Here is an 18,803-nt window from a genome sequence, read left to right as displayed (position 1 = left end):
GGCGCGTTCCTTCGGGCCGCCTGATGTGAGAGAGAATCATGGGTAAAAATGTTGTTGTGCTGGGTACCCAGTGGGGTGATGAAGGGAAAGGCAAGATCGTCGACCTTCTGACAGAAAAAGTGGCAGCAGTGGTGCGCTTTCAGGGCGGTCACAATGCCGGCCACACACTGGTCATCGAGGGCAAGAAGACGGCCTTGCACCTGATCCCTTCCGGTATTCTGCGGAAGAATGTCCACTGCCTGATCGGTAACGGCGTTGTGCTGTCACCGGAAGCGCTGCTCAAAGAAGTGCGTGAACTCGAAGCCAACGGCGTTGAAGTTCGTGAGCGCCTGAAGATCAGCCTGGCGTGTCCGATCATCTTGCGTACCCACGTTCGCATTGACCAAGCGCGTGAGCGGGCGAAGGGCGAAGACAAAATCGGTACCACTGGCCGTGGTATCGGGCCTGCCTACGAAGATAAAGTCTCCCGCCGTGGCGTTCGTGTGGGTGACCTGCACAATATGGAAGACTTCGAAGTTAAGCTTCGTGAGATCATGTCTTACCACAACTTTGTGCTGACCGAATACTTCAAGGAAGAAGCCGAAGACATCGATGCTGCTTTGGCTGAACTCAAGCAGATGGCGGAAGAAATTCTGCCAATGGCGGCTGACGTAACCGACATCCTGCACGACCACCGCAAGCGCGGCGAGCACATTCTGTTCGAAGGCGCTCAGGGTTCTTTGCTGGATATCGATCTCGGTACATACCCGTACGTTACCTCGTCTAACACCACCGCGGGTGGCACGGCGACCGGTTCCGGGTTTGGTCCTCTCTACCTGGACTACGTATTGGGTATTACCAAGGCGTACACCACCCGTGTCGGTTCAGGCCCGTTCCCGACGGAACTGTTTTGCGACATGGGTGAACATCTGGCGGTCAAAGGTAACGAAGTTGGCACCACGACTGGCCGGTCCCGTCGTTGTGGCTGGTTCGATGCCGTGGCTTTGCGTCACGCCATTCAGATCAACAGTGTATCGGGCATCTGCCTGACCAAACTGGACGTTCTGGACGGATTGGAAACCGTAAAGGTGTGTGTCGGCTACAAGACCCCGGACGGCGAAATTACCCGTCCGCCGATTGGCTGTGACACCTTCAAGGACATTGAGCCGATCTTCGAAGAGCTGCCGGGCTGGAGCGAAAGCACCTTTGGCCTGACCAGCGTCGAGGAGCTGCCGGAGAACGCGAAAGCCTATATCCGTTTCCTGGAAGAGCAGATCGAAGCGCCGATCGACATCATCTCTACCGGCCCGGACCGCGTAGAAACGATCACTCTGAGGCACCCGTTCGGGGAGTAAGTTTCAGAGTCAAAAAAACCGCCTTTAGCGTGAGCTTCAGGCGGTTTTTTTATGCCTCGAATGCTCGATCAGGGTTTCTCGGCAATGAGCGTTGCCCGTTTCGGGCCCGGGTAGCCTTCGATGGTTTTCGTGGGATCGTTCGGGTCGAGGAAGTCCGCCAGTGAGTTAAACCGCATCCAGTCGGTTTGTCGTTGCTCTTCGGTGGTGGTGTCGCTGACATCCACCACGCGGGCATTGCGGAAGCCTGCGCGTTCAAGCCACCGAATCAAGGTCGGGCAACTGGGCAGGAACCAGACGTTACGCATCTGCCCGTAACGATCCTCCGGCATCAGGCTGAAACCTTCCGGGCCATCCACAACCAGCGTTTCCAGAACCAGCTCGCCGCCACGGCGCAAGGTGCCTTTCAGATCCAGTAGATGGTCAATGGGGGAGCGCCGGTGGTAGAGCACACCCATGGAGAAGGTGGTGTCGAAGTGCTCGAGGTTGGCCGGCAGATCTTCCATGCGAATTGGCAGGAGGTCTACGGGAACGTCCCCGAGGTAGCCTTTGACCGCCAGAAACTGGAACATGAACAGCAGCCCGGGGTCGATGCCCACGACTTGCCGTGCTCCGGCGCCGGCCATGCGCCAACAGTGATAACCGGAGCCACAACCCACATCGAGAATGGTGCGTCCTTGCAAATCCGCAAGGTGGGGTGAAACCCGCTCCCATTTCCAGTCTGAACGCCATTCGGTGTCCACGTGGGTGCCGAAAAAATTGAAAGGACCTTTCCGCCAGGGCATTAAGCCGCGTAAACCCAGCTCGAGATTTTGTGCATCCTGTTCGCTTAATGGTTGCTCTGAGGTTACGCTCACGGCTGACGAATTCAGGTCCACTTTAGCCGGGATATCTGACGGCAGAGATTGTAGAGCAGCGTGCCAGCGCGCCATATCGCCGTGTGGATTGTCTTCGAAACGGCGAATCAACTGGGCCTTCAGAACCTCGGCCCAGGCTGCCTGATCACTGTTGTTGAGAGAGTCGATAAAAGGCGAGAAATGTTCGCGCCAGTCGAAAGCAGACATAGGATTCGTGGTATCCGGTGATTAAGGGTTCTTGATGGCCAGCATGGAAACAAAATTGAAGCACTGATACCACACCAGCACTTCGTCAAACCCGGTATCCAGAAGCCGTTGCTTGTGGGTATTCAGGGTTTCCGGAATCATGATGTTTTCTATGGCAGCGCGTTTTTGGCTGATCTCCAGGTCGGAGTAGCCGTTGGCGCGTTTAAACTCATGATGTAGCTGGGTCTGGGTGTTCTGTTCCGAATCGGATTCGAAACGGATCTTTTCGGATAGAATCAGTACGCCGCCGGGGAGCGTGGCATCGGCAATTCGAGCCAGCAGGTCTTTGCGCTTTTCTGGCGGGACGAACTGAAGCGTGAAATTCAGCGTGGTTACCGATGCCCGGCTCAGTTCTGTGGTCAGGATGTCTTCGCAGCGGAGGGTGACCGGCAGCTCATGGTCGTCGAGCGCGACATAGTGTTCGCAGCGTTCGATCATGGCACTGGAGTTGTCCACCCCCACCAATGTGCAGTCGGTGTGGGGGATCCCGTGCCGCATCGCCAGGGTAGAAGCGCCCAGTGAACAGCCCAGGTCGTAGCAGTGAGAGCCGGGCTGAACGTATTGTTCGGTAATCACTTCAATCATCGGAATGATCGTGGTGTAACCGGGTACCGAGCGGCGAATCATGTCCGGGAAGACACGGGCCACTGAGGCATCAAAGCGAAAATCTTCAGGGTTGCGCTCAGTGGCGAACAACCGGTCGGTCATCTGCGGTGCGGGGCTCGGTTTTTTACTGCTCATTACTGTCTCCGACTTTCGGTTTTGCCGGATCCCGGTCGGTTGGTGACGGGCGGGTGCATCGTACGCCACGATTCTTGTAGTCCACCAGAATGCCCCGGAAGGTCGGATCTACATCGGCGGCAATGGCGAGGTAACCGTTCTCACAGACTGCGTGCAGCCCTGAGGGCTTGCGGGACATGCGGAACTCTTCGCCAGGTGCCAAATGGATTGCTTGAAAGTCGCCGACCGGCACATGATCTTTGTTGTCTGAGTGCTTGATGCGACCGCCGGCTTCCAGGGCCGCCACGGTGCCGATGACGGCAATTACCGCGGTCACAATAAGGGCGCGTGCCGAATAGCGGTTTTCACTTTCGCTCATGGTTACCTCATGTCAGGGTTCAGAATTGGCCCGGGAGTGTAAGAGCTGGCTCTTGCAGGGCAGAAAGTTGTTCGCGCAGGGAAAGAATTTGGTCAGACCAGTAGCGCGGCTGAGCAAACCACGGGAAAAACCGCGGGAAGGCTGGATCTTGCCAGCGTCGTGCCAGCCAGGCGCAGTGTGCAATCTGGCGATAGCAGCGCAGCGGCTCGATCAGGTGCCGCTCGCGACGGTCAAAGTCCCGAAAGGTTTCGTAGCCTTCGAGTAGCTCGCCCAGCTGGCTGCCGCGCTCATTAGTTTCGCCGTTCAACAACAGCCACATATCTTGCACGGCGGGGCCGGTGCGGCAATCGTCAAGATCGACAAACAGCATGGCTTCGTCGCGGCAAAGAATGTTGCCCGCGTGACAATCGCCGTGGATCCGGAGGGTGTTTACGTCTCCGGCATCTTCCATTCGTTGCTTGCAGCCCTCGATCAAATCCGGAATCAGGCTATCCCAGGCGGGTCGAAGGTCATCGGGTATCCAGCCACCGTTAACGAGCAATGCGTTGTGCTCTTCCAGCCCCTGAATCAGATCAAACCCCGGACGGTGCTGGAAGGCTTTAGTGGCGCCCAGATTGTGAATCTGGCCTAACCACTGACCGAGACGGTAAAGCGTATCGGTTACGCTGGTGTCGGGCGCCTGGCCGCCTTGTTGAGGAAAGACGGCAAACCGGAACTCGCCATGGTGGCCCAGGGTGTTGCCGTTGTTCAGGGCCAATGGTGCGACCACAGGAATGCCTGCCGCTTGCAGGTCCAGGGTGAATTCGTGCTCTTCACGGATACCGGCATCAGACCAGCGGTCGGGGCGGTAAAATTTGGCGATGACGGGCGCGCCTTCGTCCAGGCCAACCTGATACACCCGGTTTTCATAACTGTTCAGCGCAAAGAGGCGCCCGCTGACCGCGAATCCGGCGTCCTCCATGGCGTCCAGAATGGTTTCCGGCGTCAGGGTGTCGTACGGATGGGGGGAAGCGATGATGTCAGAAGGCTCGTGTTGCATAGTGATCAGAAGGCCGATTTTTTTTGAGATTTCATGAGTTGCAGGTGATACCAGTTTTCATCCAGTTCCCAGCGCACGCGGTTAATGCTCGGAGACGCCAGAACAATGTCGCCAGCTCGCGCTTGCACCTGCGCCAGCTCCCGTTCCGCTTTTTGCCAGTCGCGATGGGTGTCGGCCAGATGCGTCATCCCCGGGAACACCACCGATAACGCCTGTTGCGTTGAAAGGGTATGGGACCGTAGCGAGCTGATGGTGGCTGTGTCACCTTCTACCCTCAAAACCCGGTGTTGATAGGGATAGCTGGACACCAGTTTGTCGGCTTTCAGTTGGTCGTTCAGGCTCGTCACCTCCAAGCCACGCCAGGCAATCCAGCCCACAAAGAGTGCGGCGACGATCATTACCGTAAGAAACTGCTTCTTATCGGACATTTCCCATGCTCCGAGCATCCGTTGCGCTTGAGGTAAAGTATAACGGTTCTGAAAGCTCAGGTAATGTAACGCGGGGCTATCCGGGATAATTTCAGCCAGTGGATTGAAAAGCAGGACGGAAACGTGGGTTGCGACAGTTATAAAGTGCAAACGGTGGTCATTGGAGCAGGTGTGGTGGGATTGGCCATCGCCCGTGAGCTGGCCCGCTCGGGGCGCGAGGTATTAGTGCTCGAAGCAGGGCCCCGGTTTGGCGAGGGTATTTCTTCCCGTAACAGCGAAGTGATCCATGCCGGTATCTACTATCCGACCGATTCCTTGAAAGCGGCGTTTTGCGTGCGAGGTCGGGAGTTGCTCTACGACTATTGCGCCAGCCACAAGATCGGGCACCGTAAGTGCGGGAAATGGATTGTGGCGACCGACGATCGCCAAGTCGCGAGGCTTGATGCCATTTCCCGGCAGGCAGAAGCGAATGGTGTGCATCTGCAGCAGGTCGAAGGCGATGTTGTAAATGCGCAGTGCCCGGACGTGCGGGTCGTTGGCGGCTTGTGGTCAGCGCAGACCGGTATCATTGATACCCACGGTTTGATGCTGTCGCTGCTGGGCGAGTTGCAAGACGCTGGCGGGCAGTTGGTGTTGAACAGCCCGGTGTTGTCTGCTGAAAGTTCAGGCAACGGCCATCATCTAAAGATAGGTGGAGGCGCCCCGGTTACCGTGATGGCCGATGAGGTAGTTAACGCAGCGGGACTGGGCGCGCCGGGGCTTGCACGAGACTGGCGGGGTCTTCCCGATTCTGCCAAGCCAGAGCAATGGTTTGCCCGAGGCGTGTATTTCAGTTACAGCGGTCAACACCGGTTCAAGCAGTTGATTTATCCCTTGCCCGAGCCGGGTGGACTTGGCGTGCACCTGACATTGGATTTGGCCGGGCAAGCCCGTTTTGGGCCAGACGTTGAGTGGGTTGATGCGGAGGATTACAGCGTGGATCCCCATCGGGTTCGGGCTTTTGTTGAGGGCATTCGCCAGTGGTGGCCGTCGCTCGATGCTAACCGGCTCCAGCCCGCCTATGCCGGTATCCGGCCTAAGCTTTCGGGGCCGGATGGTGGCTCTGCTGACTTCCGTATCGACGGCCCCGGGGCGCATGGGCTGTCAGGACTGGTTCATCTCTTCGGCATCGAATCGCCAGGGTTGACTTCCTGTCTGGCGATCGCTGACTACGTCAAGCAGCAGCTAGGTTAACCGGGTGTACGAGCCAGCGCCCAGATCTGAATGTCGCGGGCCCCTGCGTCGGTTAGTGCGCCAGCAAGGGCGCGGGTGGTTGCCCCGGTTGTCACCACATCGTCTACGATGGCGATGCGCGCCGGAATAGGTCGGCAAACTTCGAATACCTCGTTCAAGTTGGTCAGGCGCGTGGCTCTGTTGAGACCCCTTTGAGCGCGCACCTGTCGCCCACGGCGAACGGTCTGGCTTCCGACCGGGATTTTGAGATGCCCGCCCAGGTATTCGGCAATATCCTGGGACTGATTGAATCCGCGCTGCCATCGACGCCGCCAGTGCATCGGGACGGGAATCAGCAGTTCCGGCCGTTCGGGAATAGGGAGGGCGCGTTCCAGATAGTCGCTGAAATCAGCCAGCAGCGGTCGTGCGAACTTGCGTTGGCCGTGATATTTGTAACGGCCGATCATTCTGTCCACCGGGAACTGGTAACGCCAGGGAATCAATGAGCGTGTGAAGGGGGGAGGTTGGGTAAGGCATTCTCCACAGCGCCTGGCGGGGCCTGAAAACGCCAAGGGCAGGGCGCATACTTCACAGTGCAGCCGGTTGTCGGGAAGGTCGGCTCGGCAGGGCGCGCACAGGCCATTGTACGCCGATGGATTCAGGCAAGTTACGCAGCGGCCAGCTGTGGTTTCTCTGTTAACCAAATGGTCGAACAAGGTTGACAGCGGTTTCAGTCTGTTTATCATCGTGGTTTATCCGTAAACCAAAGACCTTGTGAAGGTTAACAGGACTCGAACATGACTGCTACCGCCCTGCGCCACGACTGGAGCCTTCAGGAGGCTCAAGAGCTTTTTAATCTCCCGTTTAACGATCTCTTGTTCCGCGCCCAGTCGGTGCATCGGGAACACTTTGACCCGAATGAAGTGCAGGTCAGCACGCTGCTTTCGATCAAGACCGGTGCTTGCCCGGAAGATTGCAAATACTGCCCTCAGAGCGGACATTACAATACCGGCCTCGAGAAAGAAAAGCTGTTGGAAATCGAGAAGGTGGTCGCAGAAGCACGAGCGGCCAAGCAGAAAGGCGCGTCGCGGTTCTGCATGGGTGCTGCTTGGCGCAGCCCGTCAAAGAAAGATATGCCGTATGTATTGGATATGGTTCAGCAGGTGAAGTCGCTGGGCCTGGAAACCTGCATGACGCTGGGCATGCTGAAAGAGGAAGAGGCCAAGGAGTTGGCGGAAGCCGGTCTGGATTATTACAACCATAACCTGGATACCTCCGAGAAATACTACAACCACATCATTACCACCCGTACCTATCAGGATCGCCTGGATACGCTGGATAACGTGCGCAAGGCCGGCATGAAGGTCTGCTGTGGCGGTATTTTGGGCATGGGTGAAGACGAGGATGACCGTGTTGGGCTGTTGGTTCAGTTGGCGAATCTGCCGCAGCATCCTGAGAGTGTGCCGGTGAATATGCTGGTGAAGGTAAAGGGTACACCGCTGGAAGATGTGGAAGATCTCGAGCCGTTTGATTTTATCCGGATGATTGCGGTGGCGCGGATCATGATGCCAGCCTCTCATGTTCGGCTTTCGGCCGGTCGTGAGCAGATGAATGAGCAGATGCAGTCGTTGTGTTTCCTGGCGGGTGCGAATTCGATTTTCTACGGCGAGAAGTTGCTGACGACGTCTAACCCGGAGGCGGATGCGGATATGCAGTTGTTCCGTAAGCTGGGTATTCGTCCTGAGCAGCGGGAGCAGTGTGCAACCGAGGAACAGCAGGAAGAGGAGTTGGCCGAAGCGGTTGAGTATGAGGCTACGCGGCACATGTTTTATGACGCTTCTCGGGAATCTGCCTGATTTCAGGCTTTGGTGGCGTGTGAAGGTCTGGCGCTGCTTTTCGGGACACGCTACGAGCACATCCATGTGCGCTTGTTTCAGGCCGTCCTTGGCCTTCAACAGTCCCGAAAAGCAGCGCCAGACCTTCACTCCAAATCTGATCGGGGAGTCAGTTGCCAATTCTGACTCCTTTTTACCCGGATTTTCATTGCCCTGACCTTTTGGTGTGTCGTCTTTATGCGCGATTTTGCCCACGAGATTGAACAACGGAAACGCGCGGGTCTGTACCGGACCCGACGTTTGGTTTCTGGCCCGCAACAGCCGGAGTTAACCGCAGATGGTCGGGCGTTGCTGTCGTTCTGCAGCAACGATTATCTGGGCCTCGCCAATCACCCCAACAATATTGAATCGCTCAAGAACGCCTTGCCGGAGACAGGGCTGGGTGGGGCTGCGTCTCATCTTGTGTGTGGTCATCATGACGCTCATCACCGCTTGGAAGAGCGGTTGGCGGATTTTACCCGGCGCAGCAGTGCCTTGTTCTTTTCCACGGGTTATATGGCAAATGTGGGGGTGATTTCGGCGTTGGTGGGGCGGGGCGATACGGTGTTTTCGGATCGGCTGAATCACGCCTCGATCATCGATGGCTGTATTCTTAGTCGGGCTCGGGTTCGGCGTTATGCGCACGGGGATGTTGAAGCGCTGGAAGCGATGTTGGCCGACACTTCGGGCCATAAGGTGGTGGTGACCGATGGGGTGTTCAGCATGGACGGCGATGTGGCGCCGCTGAAGGCGTTGGCGCGGGTTTGTAAGGCGCACGATGCCCTGTTGGTGGTGGATGATGCTCACGGTATCGGTGTGCTGGGGCCGCAGGGCCGCGGAAGTGTGCTGGAGTCGGGTTTGTCGGAAGATGAAGTTCCGGTTTTGATTGGTACTCTCGGCAAGGCGGTGGGTACCAGTGGCGCTTTCGTGGCCGGGCCGGCGGTGTTGATGGATTATCTGGTGCAAAAAGCGCGAACGTACATTTACACCACTGCGATGCCACCGGCGATGGCGGCTGCGACCTGCGCGAGCTTGGATCTGATTGAGGTCGATGATCAGCGGCGGGCACATCTGAATGGGTTGATCGCGCGTTTCCGCGAAGGCGCGCAGGCGTTGGGTTATGAGCTGATGCCGTCTTATACGCCGATTCAGCCGATCATGATTGGCGGCAATGAGGAGGCTTTGGCGTTGAGTCAGGCCTTGGAGCAGCGGGGCGTGATGGTGACGGCTATTCGGCCGCCGACGGTGCCTGAGGGGCAGGCTCGGTTGCGGGTGACGTTGAGTGCCGCGCATACCCAAGAGCAGGTTGATCGTTTGTTGGCAGCGCTTTCGGAGTGCAGGGCGTTGCTGGGTTCAGGGGGTTCGGAGCAGGTGGCGGCTGTATGAATATGTTCAATGACCTGACCGCGGTTACCAGCGCGGATGGTGGTACCGGAACCAAGGCTTCGATTGCGTCCGGGTTTGGTGGTGCCAGCAAAACTTATGACAGTGCGTCCCGGTTGCAAAAGAGGATGGGCGACGCCATGTTGTCGCGCATCCCGGAGGCTTTTGAGCCGGAGTCGGTTCTTGATCTGGGCTGCGGCACCGGTTGGTTTACCCGAAAATTGATAGCGCGTTTTCCCCAGGCTCGCATCACCGGCGCCGATTTGTCGCCAGGCATGTTGGCGCAGGCAGAGGCGGCGACAGTGGCCGCAGGTGTTAGCTGGCTAAACGCCGATGCGGAGCAGCTTCCGCTGGCGAATGAGAGTGTTGATCTGGTTTTCAGCAACCTGATGGTGCAGTGGAGTCAGCGCCCTGAGGTCGTGCTGGCGGAGTGCCAGAGAGTGCTGCGGCCGGGCGGGTTGTTGGTGATGTCTACGCTGGTGGATGGCACGTTGCGCGAGCTCAAGCAGGCCTGGGCGAAAGCTGACCCGGGGCAGCCACATGTGAATCGGTTTGTGCCGGCAAAGCAATGGCGCAGTCTGGCGGAAGCGGTGTTGCCCGATGCACTGCTTGAATTTTCTCCCATTTGTTTGCCCTATGAGACGCCTATGGCGCTCAACCGGGAATTGAAACATTTGGGGGCTGTTTTCAAAGGCGAAGAAAGGCGCCGGACGGTGACCGCGCCCGGGCGTTTTCGGGCGATGTGCCGAGCCTATCCGGGCGCGAGGTCTGGTCAGGTTTCCGCGACTTATGAGGCCGGTTGGTTGTTTTGGCAGAAGCCCACAGCAGGATAAACACGATGGCAAAGAAAACGTACTTCGTAACGGGAACGGATACTGAGGTAGGCAAAACCGTTGTCAGTGCTTCGATTCTCGAGGCTGCCAAGGCGCAAGGTAAGCGCACGATTGCCATGAAGCCAATTGCTTCCGGTTGTGAGCACACACCGGAAGGTCTCCGCAATGAAGATGCGCTGATGCTTCAGGCCGCGATGACCGAATCCATTGCGTATGATGTGATCAATCCCATTGCTTTGGAGCCTGCGATTGCGCCTCATGTTGCGGCGATTCAGGCCGGCAAGCAGATTAGTGCCCAGCGCCTGATCGGGTTTTGCCGCGGTTTGCAGATGCAGCCTGCCGATTTGATGTTGATCGAGGGGGCTGGCGGATGGCGAGTACCGCTAAACGATCGCGAAACCTATGCATCGGTGCCGCGCGACATGGGTTTGGGGGTTATCGTAGTGGTGCCGCTTAAGCTTGGTTGCATCAATCACGCCATGCTGACAGTCGAGGCTATTCGTGCGGATGGCCTGACCGTGGCTGGGTGGATTGCAAATCATCCGCAAGCTGAGCCGATGAGTTGTGAAGAGGAAACGCTTAACTATCTGGTGACCCATCTTGAGGCGCCATGTTTGGGTATTTTACCCTATGTAGACGAAGTGCCTGTGGCGGACCTGCCAGCCGTGTTGGCTCGCTATCTGAATGTATCGCCGTTGTTTGAAAAGTGATCAGAATTGTGCGTTAATTGAGCCAATTGTCTGCCACGGGAACCTTCCTCCATGATCAATAACACACTCGGTATCGGTATTCAGGGCATCCAGGACGGCATGGTCGGGATGGAGAACGCCGCTCGGAAGATTGCTCGTGGTGGCGCGGATGGCCCGCAAGGCAGTGCCGAGGGTGCTGGCAACCTCGCGGAGCCCATGATTGAGCTCAACCTATACAAACGCAGCGTCGAGGCCTCGGCGCAAGTCGTGAAAACGGCGGATGAGACGATAGGTACCCTGCTGGATATTAAGGTCTGAGCAGCGGATATCGCCCGTGAACCTATCTCCGTCAGTATCTCCTGCTTTCCCTTCTTTGAGCGGTGTCTCAGGAGCTGGTTCTGCCGGCCCTGGGGTTACTGGCTTTTCAAGCATGCCCGGCGAAACATCCCCTGGTGGTGAAGGGGCAGCGGTGCGGGCTCCCGAGCAAGCCTCCGAGGATAAATCCGCAGGCTCATCGAGCGAAAACCCGAGGCAAGAAAAAGAGAATCCCCAAGGGCTGACTGAGTCCGAGCTGAAAGAGCTCACCGAGCTCAAAGCCCGGGATCGGGAAGTGCGTGCACACGAGGCCGCTCATCAAGCGGTGGGCGGGCAACACGCCGGCGCTATTTCCTATTCTTATGAACGTGGCCCCGATGGCGCTCAGTATGCCGTCGGCGGTGAGGTGCCCATCGATGTGTCGCCTGTCGCCGGCGACCCCCAGGCGACGATCGAAAAAATGCGCGTTGTTCGTGCTGCCGCCATGGCACCAGCTCAACCCTCGTCACAGGATCGTGCGGTGGCCGCGCAAGCGATGCAAACCATGTTGCAGGCTCAGGTGGAACTGGCCAGTGGTGACAAAGAGAGCAGCATCGACGGCGGTGCTGATGGGGCAGGGCAAGCTCGAAATGCTCAGGACACCTCGTCGCGTCAAGCCACAGAAGCCTATCAAAGTGTATCCACTCTGCAGGGTTACGGGTTTGACTCGGACACTGCCACTTCGATTTTTGTTTGACCCCTACCTCAAGATAAATCCCTGAACGCGAAAGGTATACCGGGTTCTCTGACCGGTATTTGTTACGTTTGAGAACACAAAGGTCGACAAAATTGACTCAATTCTCTTGACAATTCTGTGCTCCAAAACGTATGTTTCAAACAAGTGTTTAATTAAGGCTGTGAAGCGCGAGCTTCATGGTGTTTGAGCAAACCACGGTATAGCTGCAACAACTTCAGCTGCAACCAACATTGAGGTGGATTCAATGCCTGAGTACAAAGCGCCCCTGCGTGATATCAAATTTGTAATGAACGAGCTGCTCGACAGCGAGACCCACTACGCCAATTTGGAAGGCGCTGAAGACGCAACTCCGGATATGGTTGATGCCATCATCCAGGAAGGTGCGAAGTTTGCTGAACAGGTACTGTCTCCGCTGAACGCGGTAGGCGACCGTGAAGGTTGCACCTGGAGCGAGGACGGCGTTAAAACTCCGACTGGTTTCAAGGAAGCTTACGAAAAGTACGTTGAAGGCGGCTGGCCTTCACTGGCGGCTGACGCCAACTACGGCGGACAGGGTCTGCCGGATTCACTCGGCATCGTGATGAGCGAGCTGAACGGTACCGCTAACTGGTCTTGGGGTATGTACCCGGGCCTGAGCCACGGTGCGATCAACACCCTGGAAGCGCACGGTACTGAAGAACAGAAGCAGACCTACCTGACCAAAATGATCAGCGGCGAGTGGACCGGCACCATGTGCTTGACCGAAGCTCACTGTGGTTCTGATTTGGGTACCCTGCGTACCAAAGCAGAGCCTAACGCTGACGGTTCCTACAGCATCTCCGGCACCAAGATCTTTATCTCTGCCGGTGAGCACGACATGACCGAGAACATCGTTCACATCGTTCTGGCTCGTCTGCCGGGCGCACCTGAAGGTACCAAGGGTATCTCCCTGTTTATCGTACCTAAGTGCCTGCCTAATGAAGACGGTTCTGCCGGTGAGCGTAACGCCGTTTCCTGTGGTTCCATCGAGCACAAGATGGGTATCCACGGCAACGCGACCTGCGTGATGAACTTTGACGGTGCCAAAGGCTGGTTGATCGGACCTGAGAACAAAGGTCTGAACTGCATGTTCACCTTCATGAACACCGCCCGTATCGGTACGGCTATCCAGGGTCTGGGTGCTGCAGAGCTGGCGTTCCAGGGCTCACTGGCTTACGCCAAAGACCGTCTGGCTATGCGTTCACTGAGTGGCGCTAAGAACCCGGAAGGCATTGCTGACCCGATCATCGTTCACCCGGACGTGCGTCGCATGCTGCTGACTCAGAAAGCGGTTGCTGAAGGCGCCCGTGCCCTGATTTACCTGACTGCGCAGAAAGCGGATCTGGTGGCTCGTGGCAAAACTGACGAAGAGCGCAAAACAGCTGACGAAGCTTTGGGCTTCCTGACTCCGATCGCCAAAGCGTTCCTGACCGAAATCGGTTACGAAGCAGCGAACCTCGGTATGCAGGTATTCGGTGGCCACGGTTTCATCTCCGAGTGGGGCATGGAGCAGAACGTACGTGATGCCCGTATCGGCATGATCTACGAAGGTACTACCGGCATCCAGGCGCTGGATCTGTTGGGCCGTAAGGTTCTGATGACTCAGGGCGAGTCTCTGAAAACCTTCACCAAGCAGGTTCACGTGTTCTGCAAAGAAAATGCTGACAATGAACAGCTGAAGCAGTTCATCGAGCCGCTGGCTGCAATCAACAAAGAGTGGGGCGACCTGACCATGAAAGTGGGCATGGCCGCTATGAAGAACCGCGAAGAAGTGGGTTCTGCTTCCGTTGACTACCTGATGTACTCCGGTTACGCCGTGTTTGCGTACCTGTGGGCTCAGATGGCCAAGGTTGCTCAGGAGAAGCTGGAAGAAGGCACCACTGAAGAAGCGTTCTACACTGCCAAGCTGCAGACTGCACGCTTCTACTTCACCCGCATGCTGCCGCGTACCAAGACTCACGCTGCAACCATGCTGGCCGGTGCAGACACTCTGCTGGATATGCCGGAAGAAAACTTCGCCCTTTAAGGCTGAGGTTGCTATCTGATTGATAGTGCAAAAAAAGCCCGTTCTCTGTGAAGAGGCGGGCTTTTTTCATGAGTTTAAGGCCGGTATTAAGGTAGAATACTCGTCACAGAATAATAACCTTGATACGGACACATTGCCGATCGGGCGGATGCAGCTGAAGCCTTCCCAAGAGGGCCATTATTCAAGCATGCCCCCGAAGAGACTGACTGATTTTCTGGAGAGTTATACATGGCTGATTATCAAGCCCCCCTTCGTGATATGAGTTTCGTGCTGAACGAAATGTTTGATGCGCCTGCTTTGTGGGCCTCACTGCCAAGAATTGCTGAAAACGTCGATCCGGAAACGGCCGATGCTATTCTGGAAGAAGCCGGAAAAATCACCAGCGGCGTTCTTGCTCCTCTGAACCGCGAAGCCGACGAGCAAGGCTGTAAGTGGGACGAAGGTGAAGTAACCAGCCCGGAAGGCTTCAAAGAGGCTTACCAAACCATCGTAGAGGGCGGTTGGAACGGTCTGGGTGGTAACCCGGAATTCGGCGGTATGGGCATGCCCAAAACGCTGGTCGCGCAATTTGAAGAAATGATGCAGGGCGCCAACATGGCCTTCGGTCTGGCACCGATGCTGACTGCTGGTGCTTGCCTGGCGTTGAACGCCCACGGCAGCCAGGAGTTGAAAGAAAAGTACCTGCCGAACATGTACTCCGGCGTTTGGTCTGGCGCGATGGATCTGACCGAGCCGCACGCGGGTACTGATCTGGGTATCATTCGCACCAAGGCCGAGCCGAACGACGACGGCTCCTTCAACATCACCGGCACCAAGATCTTCATCACTTGGGGCGAGCACGACATGGCGGAGAACATCATCCACCTGGTGCTGGCCAAACTGCCGGATGCCCCGAAAGGTCCGAAGGGTATCTCCTTGTTCCTGGTTCCGAAGTTCATGGTCAACGACGACGGCTCCCTGGGCGAGCGCAACCAGTTCAGCTGTGGCTCCATCGAAAAGAAAATGGGCATCAAAGGTTCTGCAACCTGCGTCATGAACTTTGATGGCGCCAAAGGCTGGTTGGTCGGCGAAGAAAACAAAGGCCTGAACGCCATGTTCACCATGATGAACTACGAGCGTCTGGGTGTTGGTATCCAAGGCATTGGTGCTGCTGAAGCTTCCCTGCAAAGTGCTCGTGAATACGCCAACGAGCGTATCCAGAGCCGTGCACCGACCGGCGCCCAGCAGCCAGAAAAAGCCGCTGACCCGATTCTGGTACACCCGGACGTGCGTCGCATGCTGCTGACCATGAAGAGCTACGTTGAAGGCGGCCGTGCTTTCTCTACCTACGTGGCCAAGTGGTTGGATATCTCCAAGTACTCCGACAACGACGAGCAGCGCAAACACGCCGAAGGCATGGTTGCTTTGCTGACTCCGGTTGCCAAAGCCTTCCTGACTGACCGTGGACTGGAAGCCACCATCATCGGCCAGCAGGTCTTCGGTGGCCACGGCTTCATCCGCGAGTGGGGTCAGGAGCAGTTAGTTCGTGACTGCCGTATCACCCAGATCTACGAAGGCACCAACGGTATCCAGGCCATGGACCTGATGGGCCGTAAAGTTGTCGCGAGCCAGGGCAAACTGTTCGAACTCTTCGCAGAAGACGTCAGCGCATTCATCGAAGAAAACAGCAGTGACGAAGCCTTGCGCCCCTACCTTGAGCCGCTGGCGGCTTCACTGGAGCGACTGGCGGACACCACCGAGCACGTCATCAAGCAGGCGGGTGAAAACCCCAACGCCATCGGCGCTGCGGCAGTGGATTACCTGGACATGTTCGGGTACACCGCGCTGGCCTACATGTGGGCGAAAGCCGTTAAAGCCGCTGCACCGAAAGCAGAAGGCGACACCTCCGGTTTCTACACCGGTAAGCTGAAAACAGCACGCTTCTACTTCGAGCGTCTGCTGCCGAAAGCCGTGTCACTGGCTGAAGGTATCCGTAGTGGCAGCGATGCCATGATGGCGCTGGATGCGAACGAAATCTAAAACGATTTCGTAAGTGCAGAAAGTGAAAAAGCAGGCCCAAGTGGCCTGCTTTTTCGTGGGTACTAATAAAGAAGTTGGAGAGGATGTGCGGGATACAGCTTTCAGAAACCTTGCGGAGCCATGGATGGCGGAGCAGAGCGTACAGGGAAGTATTCACAGCGTGTTTCTGAAAGCTGTATCCCGCACATCCTCAAGCACCAAAGTTCCTTTTAAAGACGATTAATCAGATCAGGGTTGGTCACAAACGGATTCTCATTACCCTGAATCTCTGCAACTCTGCGATGCCTTGTCAGCTCCCTGTCATCCGGCGGGTCAAGCTTGCTCCAGCTTTGGAACACCGGAGTCGCACCGAGCCACGGCAAGCCATAAGTATCCACCATGTAGGCCATGGTACGAGCTACATCACCCTTAATGCGCTCAGGCGGCTCGAAGAACTGATTGTTCGTGCGAATGCTGCACTCATCCTTGTTGATGGACGCACTCAAATTCTCATAGCGTGCCGTTCGGCGCTTCAGCTCCACCCGACTGCGAACCGGAACCATATTGTGCAAATCCGACGCAATCTGACGGTAGCGATTATCCCGCCGGCACTGGGATTTAGTGCCGCAATCCAAAGCGGAGCGAATATCCGCGAGTGGATAAATGTGCCCGTCGGTCATCACAAAACCTTTGGATTTGAAGGGCTCATCACAGAAAAAAGACGAGCCGCCATCCGCATAAAGGTTGCCCCAAAACTCATTCTTTACCACCGAATCCGGATCACTAAAGCGCGTGTTCTGGGCGATGACCACGCTGGCCGAAAGAGCGACAGCTAGTGTCGTGGGTATGGCTATTGTTTTTTTCATGGTCCATGTGCCTCACATCTACATCGAGTGCCTGGGCCAATTGGAAAACTGGCTGATGGCTAAATGATCAAGTCGCCGAAATTATGACAGTGTGATCATTTATTAATGTGAAGTATGACACAGTGGTGGTGTGCTGGAACCCGCTTTGGCCTGATTAATGTGTATGTTTGTTACACGCATTTGGCGAGTCGTCAGCACGTTAGGACGGGGGTAACATTGAGTTTCGAACGCAGGTGGGCTCGTAACGTTTGGTGTATGGCAAAACCCGGTCAGTGGGCACCCGCAAGCAAAGCAGATAGATCTCGGAGATGGTGCCACGGCGACAGATCGCCGTATCCCTTGGCGGCCCGGTCAGTCGTGCTGCACAGAGCAATCGCGCGATGCAGCTGCGCAAGGCTTAACCGTCGAGCGGCCTGTTGGATGGCGCCGGCCCGTTTGGGCTGAAACACTCCGCGCTTTTTCAGAAAGCCCGCAGGGTTATCGCCGGGCGGTAACGCGGTTTTCAGTTCAATGATCACATGCAGATCGCGAACCAGTACGCTCAGCAAGCCTAACGGGTTTTCTCCTTCTTGCTGCAGGATACCGATGATCTTTCCGGCATGAGCGGCTTTGCCGGCCAGCAATTCCGTTACCAACTCGAAACCGTTGAATCGGGCGCTGTCCTGAACCGCCATCTCGATGGTTTCTTCATCGATGGTTTTGCCGTCAGAAAGCAGGGTTAGCCGGTCAAGCTCCTGGCTGGCGGCCAGCAAATTGCCTTCCAAACGTTCGGCCAGCATCGCCAGTGCCCCGCGGGTAATGTGCAAGCCCTGGCTGCTCGCGCGCTGTTGCAGCCAGCCTGTAAACTTATCCGAATCCACGGGCCAAACCGGAACATGCACGCCGTTGGCCTGTAAATCCTTGTACCATTTGCGCTTGGTTTCGGCGGCGTCGAGTTTGGCGCTGATCAAAAGCAGAACAACGTCTTCGGGTGGGGACTGGAGAATCTGCTCCATCACCTTGCGGCCATCGCCAAGCTTACCGGTCGGCAGGTGAATCTCGATGCGACGCTTCTCTGCAAACAAAGACATGGCATTGCATTCGTTTGCCACGGCACCCCAGTCCAGCTGTTGGTCAGCGTGGTAGGTCAGGCGATCCTGAAAACCGGCGCTTTTGGCTGCTTTGCGTATCTGGTCGCAGCATTCCTGGACCAGCAGCGGTTCATCGCCCGAGACTAGGTAAACCGGTGCAAGACCCTTTTTTAATGTTTGAGGGAGTTGGCCGGCCTGGATTTTCATGGTGACTCGGTGGGCTTTTGCGTTGCTGAGTGAGCTTCCAGAGCAGCGTCTATCCGCTCTTGGGTCATTGGCACCAAGCGGAAAATAACCTGCTGGGCGAGGCGGTCACCGAGCTGCTGTTGGAGCTCTTCTTCCTCTCGCTGTTTGGCGAGTACGTTGGTTTCATCGTAGCGGTAAGTTTCGCTGGCGGTCAGGTCCGTTGCGGCAATGAGAGGGATTTTATCGGCCGTGAGCAGCTCGATGCTTACGCTGTGGCGCAGAATATATTCGGCGGCAGAAGCCTGAGCGGTAATGGCCGAGGCCCGACGATCCTGACTGTAATCCCGAAGTGTCAGTACGTAATTCGCTGAGTCCTTGGGTTGCAGATCAATACCGCCCAAAGAAAGCTGCTCGCGAACCGACTCGCAAAAGCGGGCTGGCAGGGCGTTGGGGCAATCAACGGCCAGAGGCTGTAGAGCCGCTGGCACCGGCGAGGTGCCTCGTAGCTGAAACCCGCAACCGGAAATAACGGCGGCGGCCAGTGCCGAAACTAGCGGCAACCGAAGGTTTTTCAGACTTAGAGGCACCCATCTCATA

Annotated in this window: 19 protein-coding genes; 10 read left to right on the top strand and 9 right to left on the bottom strand. The window is 56.6% G+C overall.

The window, feature by feature from the left end:
- Window positions 1-38 precede the first annotated feature (38 nt).
- The gene (locus Q9245_RS04330) at window positions 39-1,334 is read left to right on the top strand and encodes an adenylosuccinate synthase (RefSeq protein ID WP_305896003.1); all 1,296 of its coding nucleotides are present in this window, start codon (window positions 39-41) and stop codon (window positions 1,332-1,334) included.
- A 68-nt stretch (window positions 1,335-1,402) separates the two neighbouring features.
- Here the strand turns inward: Q9245_RS04330 and cmoB are convergent, their stop codons facing one another.
- Genes cmoB through Q9245_RS04305 form a run of 5 tightly spaced genes read right to left on the bottom strand, consistent with a single transcriptional unit; the run spans window position 1,403 to window position 5,000 of the window.
- On the bottom strand, window positions 1,403-2,395 hold the full coding sequence (cmoB, locus tag Q9245_RS04325; RefSeq protein ID WP_305896002.1) for a tRNA 5-methoxyuridine(34)/uridine 5-oxyacetic acid(34) synthase CmoB: 993 nt from the start codon (window positions 2,393-2,395) through the stop codon (window positions 1,403-1,405).
- A gap of 21 nt (window positions 2,396-2,416) precedes the next feature.
- Window positions 2,417-3,175, bottom strand: a complete 759-nt coding sequence (gene cmoA, locus Q9245_RS04320; RefSeq protein ID WP_305896001.1) for a carboxy-S-adenosyl-L-methionine synthase CmoA — start codon at window positions 3,173-3,175, stop codon at window positions 2,417-2,419.
- Window positions 3,165-3,533 (bottom strand): kinase, encoded by a 369-nt coding sequence (locus tag Q9245_RS04315; RefSeq protein WP_305896000.1) that lies wholly within the window; start codon window positions 3,531-3,533, stop codon window positions 3,165-3,167. The genes cmoA and Q9245_RS04315 overlap by 11 nt, the downstream gene beginning before the upstream one ends.
- A gap of 19 nt (window positions 3,534-3,552) precedes the next feature.
- Window positions 3,553-4,572 carry a serine/threonine protein kinase gene (locus tag Q9245_RS04310; RefSeq protein ID WP_305895999.1) on the bottom strand — a complete coding sequence of 340 codons (1,020 nt, stop codon included), beginning with the start codon at window positions 4,570-4,572 and terminating at the stop codon, window positions 3,553-3,555.
- A gap of 5 nt (window positions 4,573-4,577) precedes the next feature.
- The gene (locus Q9245_RS04305) at window positions 4,578-5,000 is read right to left on the bottom strand and encodes a hypothetical protein (RefSeq protein ID WP_305895998.1); all 423 of its coding nucleotides are present in this window, start codon (window positions 4,998-5,000) and stop codon (window positions 4,578-4,580) included.
- Between the two features lie 123 nt (window positions 5,001-5,123).
- On the opposite strand from Q9245_RS04305, the gene Q9245_RS04300 reads away from it, so the two are divergent.
- On the top strand, window positions 5,124-6,233 hold the full coding sequence (locus Q9245_RS04300; protein WP_305895997.1) for an NAD(P)/FAD-dependent oxidoreductase: 1,110 nt from the start codon (window positions 5,124-5,126) through the stop codon (window positions 6,231-6,233).
- Here the strand turns inward: Q9245_RS04300 and Q9245_RS04295 are convergent.
- Complete coding sequence (locus Q9245_RS04295; RefSeq protein ID WP_305895996.1) at window positions 6,230-6,679, bottom strand: ComF family protein; 450 nt, start codon at window positions 6,677-6,679, stop codon at window positions 6,230-6,232. The two genes, Q9245_RS04300 and Q9245_RS04295, sit on opposite strands and share 4 nt — an antisense overlap.
- Window positions 6,680-7,009: 330 nt before the next feature.
- Here Q9245_RS04295 and bioB point away from each other — a divergent pair, with 330 nt between their 5' ends.
- The 8 genes from bioB to Q9245_RS04255 all read left to right on the top strand — a co-directional run bounded on the left by bioB (window position 7,010) and on the right by Q9245_RS04255 (window position 16,105).
- Entirely contained in the window at window positions 7,010-8,068 is a 1,059-nt protein-coding gene (bioB, locus tag Q9245_RS04290; RefSeq protein ID WP_305895995.1) for a biotin synthase BioB, read from the top strand.
- Window positions 8,069-8,284: 216 nt separating this feature from the next.
- Window positions 8,285-9,472 carry an 8-amino-7-oxononanoate synthase gene (bioF, locus tag Q9245_RS04285; RefSeq protein WP_305895994.1) on the top strand — a complete coding sequence of 396 codons (1,188 nt, stop codon included), beginning with the start codon at window positions 8,285-8,287 and terminating at the stop codon, window positions 9,470-9,472.
- Window positions 9,469-10,302 carry a malonyl-ACP O-methyltransferase BioC gene (bioC, locus tag Q9245_RS04280; protein WP_305895993.1) on the top strand — a complete coding sequence of 278 codons (834 nt, stop codon included), beginning with the start codon at window positions 9,469-9,471 and terminating at the stop codon, window positions 10,300-10,302. Before bioF ends, bioC begins: the two co-directional genes overlap by 4 nt.
- Window positions 10,303-10,307: 5 nt before the next feature.
- Window positions 10,308-11,012: a dethiobiotin synthase gene (gene bioD, locus Q9245_RS04275; protein WP_305895992.1), complete on the top strand. Its 705-nt coding sequence runs from the start codon at window positions 10,308-10,310 to the stop codon at window positions 11,010-11,012.
- 51 nt (window positions 11,013-11,063) lie between these two features.
- On the top strand, window positions 11,064-11,309 hold the full coding sequence (locus Q9245_RS04270; RefSeq protein ID WP_305895991.1) for a flagellar basal body rod C-terminal domain-containing protein: 246 nt from the start codon (window positions 11,064-11,066) through the stop codon (window positions 11,307-11,309).
- Between the two features lie 112 nt (window positions 11,310-11,421).
- A complete protein-coding gene (locus tag Q9245_RS04265) occupies window positions 11,422-12,042 on the top strand; it encodes a putative metalloprotease CJM1_0395 family protein (RefSeq protein WP_323754705.1) in 621 nt (206 codons plus the stop codon).
- Between the two features lie 244 nt (window positions 12,043-12,286).
- Window positions 12,287-14,086, top strand: coding sequence for an acyl-CoA dehydrogenase C-terminal domain-containing protein (locus Q9245_RS04260; RefSeq protein ID WP_305895990.1), 1,800 nt, complete (start codon window positions 12,287-12,289; stop codon window positions 14,084-14,086).
- Between the two features lie 228 nt (window positions 14,087-14,314).
- Window positions 14,315-16,105, top strand: coding sequence for an acyl-CoA dehydrogenase C-terminal domain-containing protein (locus Q9245_RS04255; protein ID WP_199006432.1), 1,791 nt, complete (start codon window positions 14,315-14,317; stop codon window positions 16,103-16,105).
- Between the two features lie 209 nt (window positions 16,106-16,314).
- Here the strand turns inward: Q9245_RS04255 and Q9245_RS04250 are convergent, their stop codons facing one another.
- The 3 genes from Q9245_RS04250 to lptE form a co-directional block, all read right to left on the bottom strand.
- Window positions 16,315-16,950 carry an endonuclease gene (locus Q9245_RS04250; protein WP_305895989.1) on the bottom strand — a complete coding sequence of 212 codons (636 nt, stop codon included), beginning with the start codon at window positions 16,948-16,950 and terminating at the stop codon, window positions 16,315-16,317.
- Between the two features lie 269 nt (window positions 16,951-17,219).
- Window positions 17,220-18,227, bottom strand: coding sequence for a DNA polymerase III subunit delta (gene holA / locus Q9245_RS04245; protein WP_305895988.1), 1,008 nt, complete (start codon window positions 18,225-18,227; stop codon window positions 17,220-17,222).
- Complete coding sequence (gene lptE / locus Q9245_RS04240) at window positions 18,224-18,802, bottom strand: LPS assembly lipoprotein LptE (RefSeq protein WP_305895987.1); 579 nt, start codon at window positions 18,800-18,802, stop codon at window positions 18,224-18,226. The genes holA and lptE overlap by 4 nt, the downstream gene beginning before the upstream one ends.
- Window position 18,803: the final 1 nt, after the last annotated feature.

Origin of the sequence: Marinobacter sp. MDS2, assembly GCF_030718085.1 — a bacterium.
Classification (GTDB): Bacteria; Pseudomonadota; Gammaproteobacteria; order Pseudomonadales; family Oleiphilaceae; genus Marinobacter.
The sequence above is the reverse complement of the archived record's forward strand: the minus strand, read 5'-3'. Positions and strand labels throughout refer to the sequence as shown.

Coding starts and splice junctions, on each gene's coding strand:
- Q9245_RS04330 (WP_305896003.1), top strand. CDS start 39: ATGGGTAAAAATGTTGTTGTGCTGGGTACCCAGTGGGGTGATGAAGGG.
- Q9245_RS04255 (WP_199006432.1), top strand. CDS start 14,315: ATGGCTGATTATCAAGCCCCCCTTCGTGATATGAGTTTCGTGCTGAAC.
- cmoA (WP_305896001.1), bottom strand. CDS start 3,175: ATGAGCAGTAAAAAACCGAGCCCCGCACCGCAGATGACCGACCGGTTG.
- Q9245_RS04295 (WP_305895996.1), bottom strand. CDS start 6,679: ATGATCGGCCGTTACAAATATCACGGCCAACGCAAGTTCGCACGACCG.
- bioD (WP_305895992.1), top strand. CDS start 10,308: ATGGCAAAGAAAACGTACTTCGTAACGGGAACGGATACTGAGGTAGGC.
- Q9245_RS04310 (WP_305895999.1), bottom strand. CDS start 4,572: ATGCAACACGAGCCTTCTGACATCATCGCTTCCCCCCATCCGTACGAC.
- Q9245_RS04315 (WP_305896000.1), bottom strand. CDS start 3,533: ATGAGCGAAAGTGAAAACCGCTATTCGGCACGCGCCCTTATTGTGACC.
- Q9245_RS04305 (WP_305895998.1), bottom strand. CDS start 5,000: ATGTCCGATAAGAAGCAGTTTCTTACGGTAATGATCGTCGCCGCACTC.
- lptE (WP_305895987.1), bottom strand. CDS start 18,802: ATGAGATGGGTGCCTCTAAGTCTGAAAAACCTTCGGTTGCCGCTAGTT.
- Q9245_RS04265 (WP_323754705.1), top strand. CDS start 11,422: ATGCCCGGCGAAACATCCCCTGGTGGTGAAGGGGCAGCGGTGCGGGCT.
- Q9245_RS04270 (WP_305895991.1), top strand. CDS start 11,064: ATGATCAATAACACACTCGGTATCGGTATTCAGGGCATCCAGGACGGC.
- cmoB (WP_305896002.1), bottom strand. CDS start 2,395: ATGTCTGCTTTCGACTGGCGCGAACATTTCTCGCCTTTTATCGACTCT.
- Q9245_RS04260 (WP_305895990.1), top strand. CDS start 12,287: ATGCCTGAGTACAAAGCGCCCCTGCGTGATATCAAATTTGTAATGAAC.
- bioB (WP_305895995.1), top strand. CDS start 7,010: ATGACTGCTACCGCCCTGCGCCACGACTGGAGCCTTCAGGAGGCTCAA.
- bioC (WP_305895993.1), top strand. CDS start 9,469: ATGAATATGTTCAATGACCTGACCGCGGTTACCAGCGCGGATGGTGGT.
- bioF (WP_305895994.1), top strand. CDS start 8,285: ATGCGCGATTTTGCCCACGAGATTGAACAACGGAAACGCGCGGGTCTG.
- holA (WP_305895988.1), bottom strand. CDS start 18,227: ATGAAAATCCAGGCCGGCCAACTCCCTCAAACATTAAAAAAGGGTCTT.
- Q9245_RS04250 (WP_305895989.1), bottom strand. CDS start 16,950: ATGAAAAAAACAATAGCCATACCCACGACACTAGCTGTCGCTCTTTCG.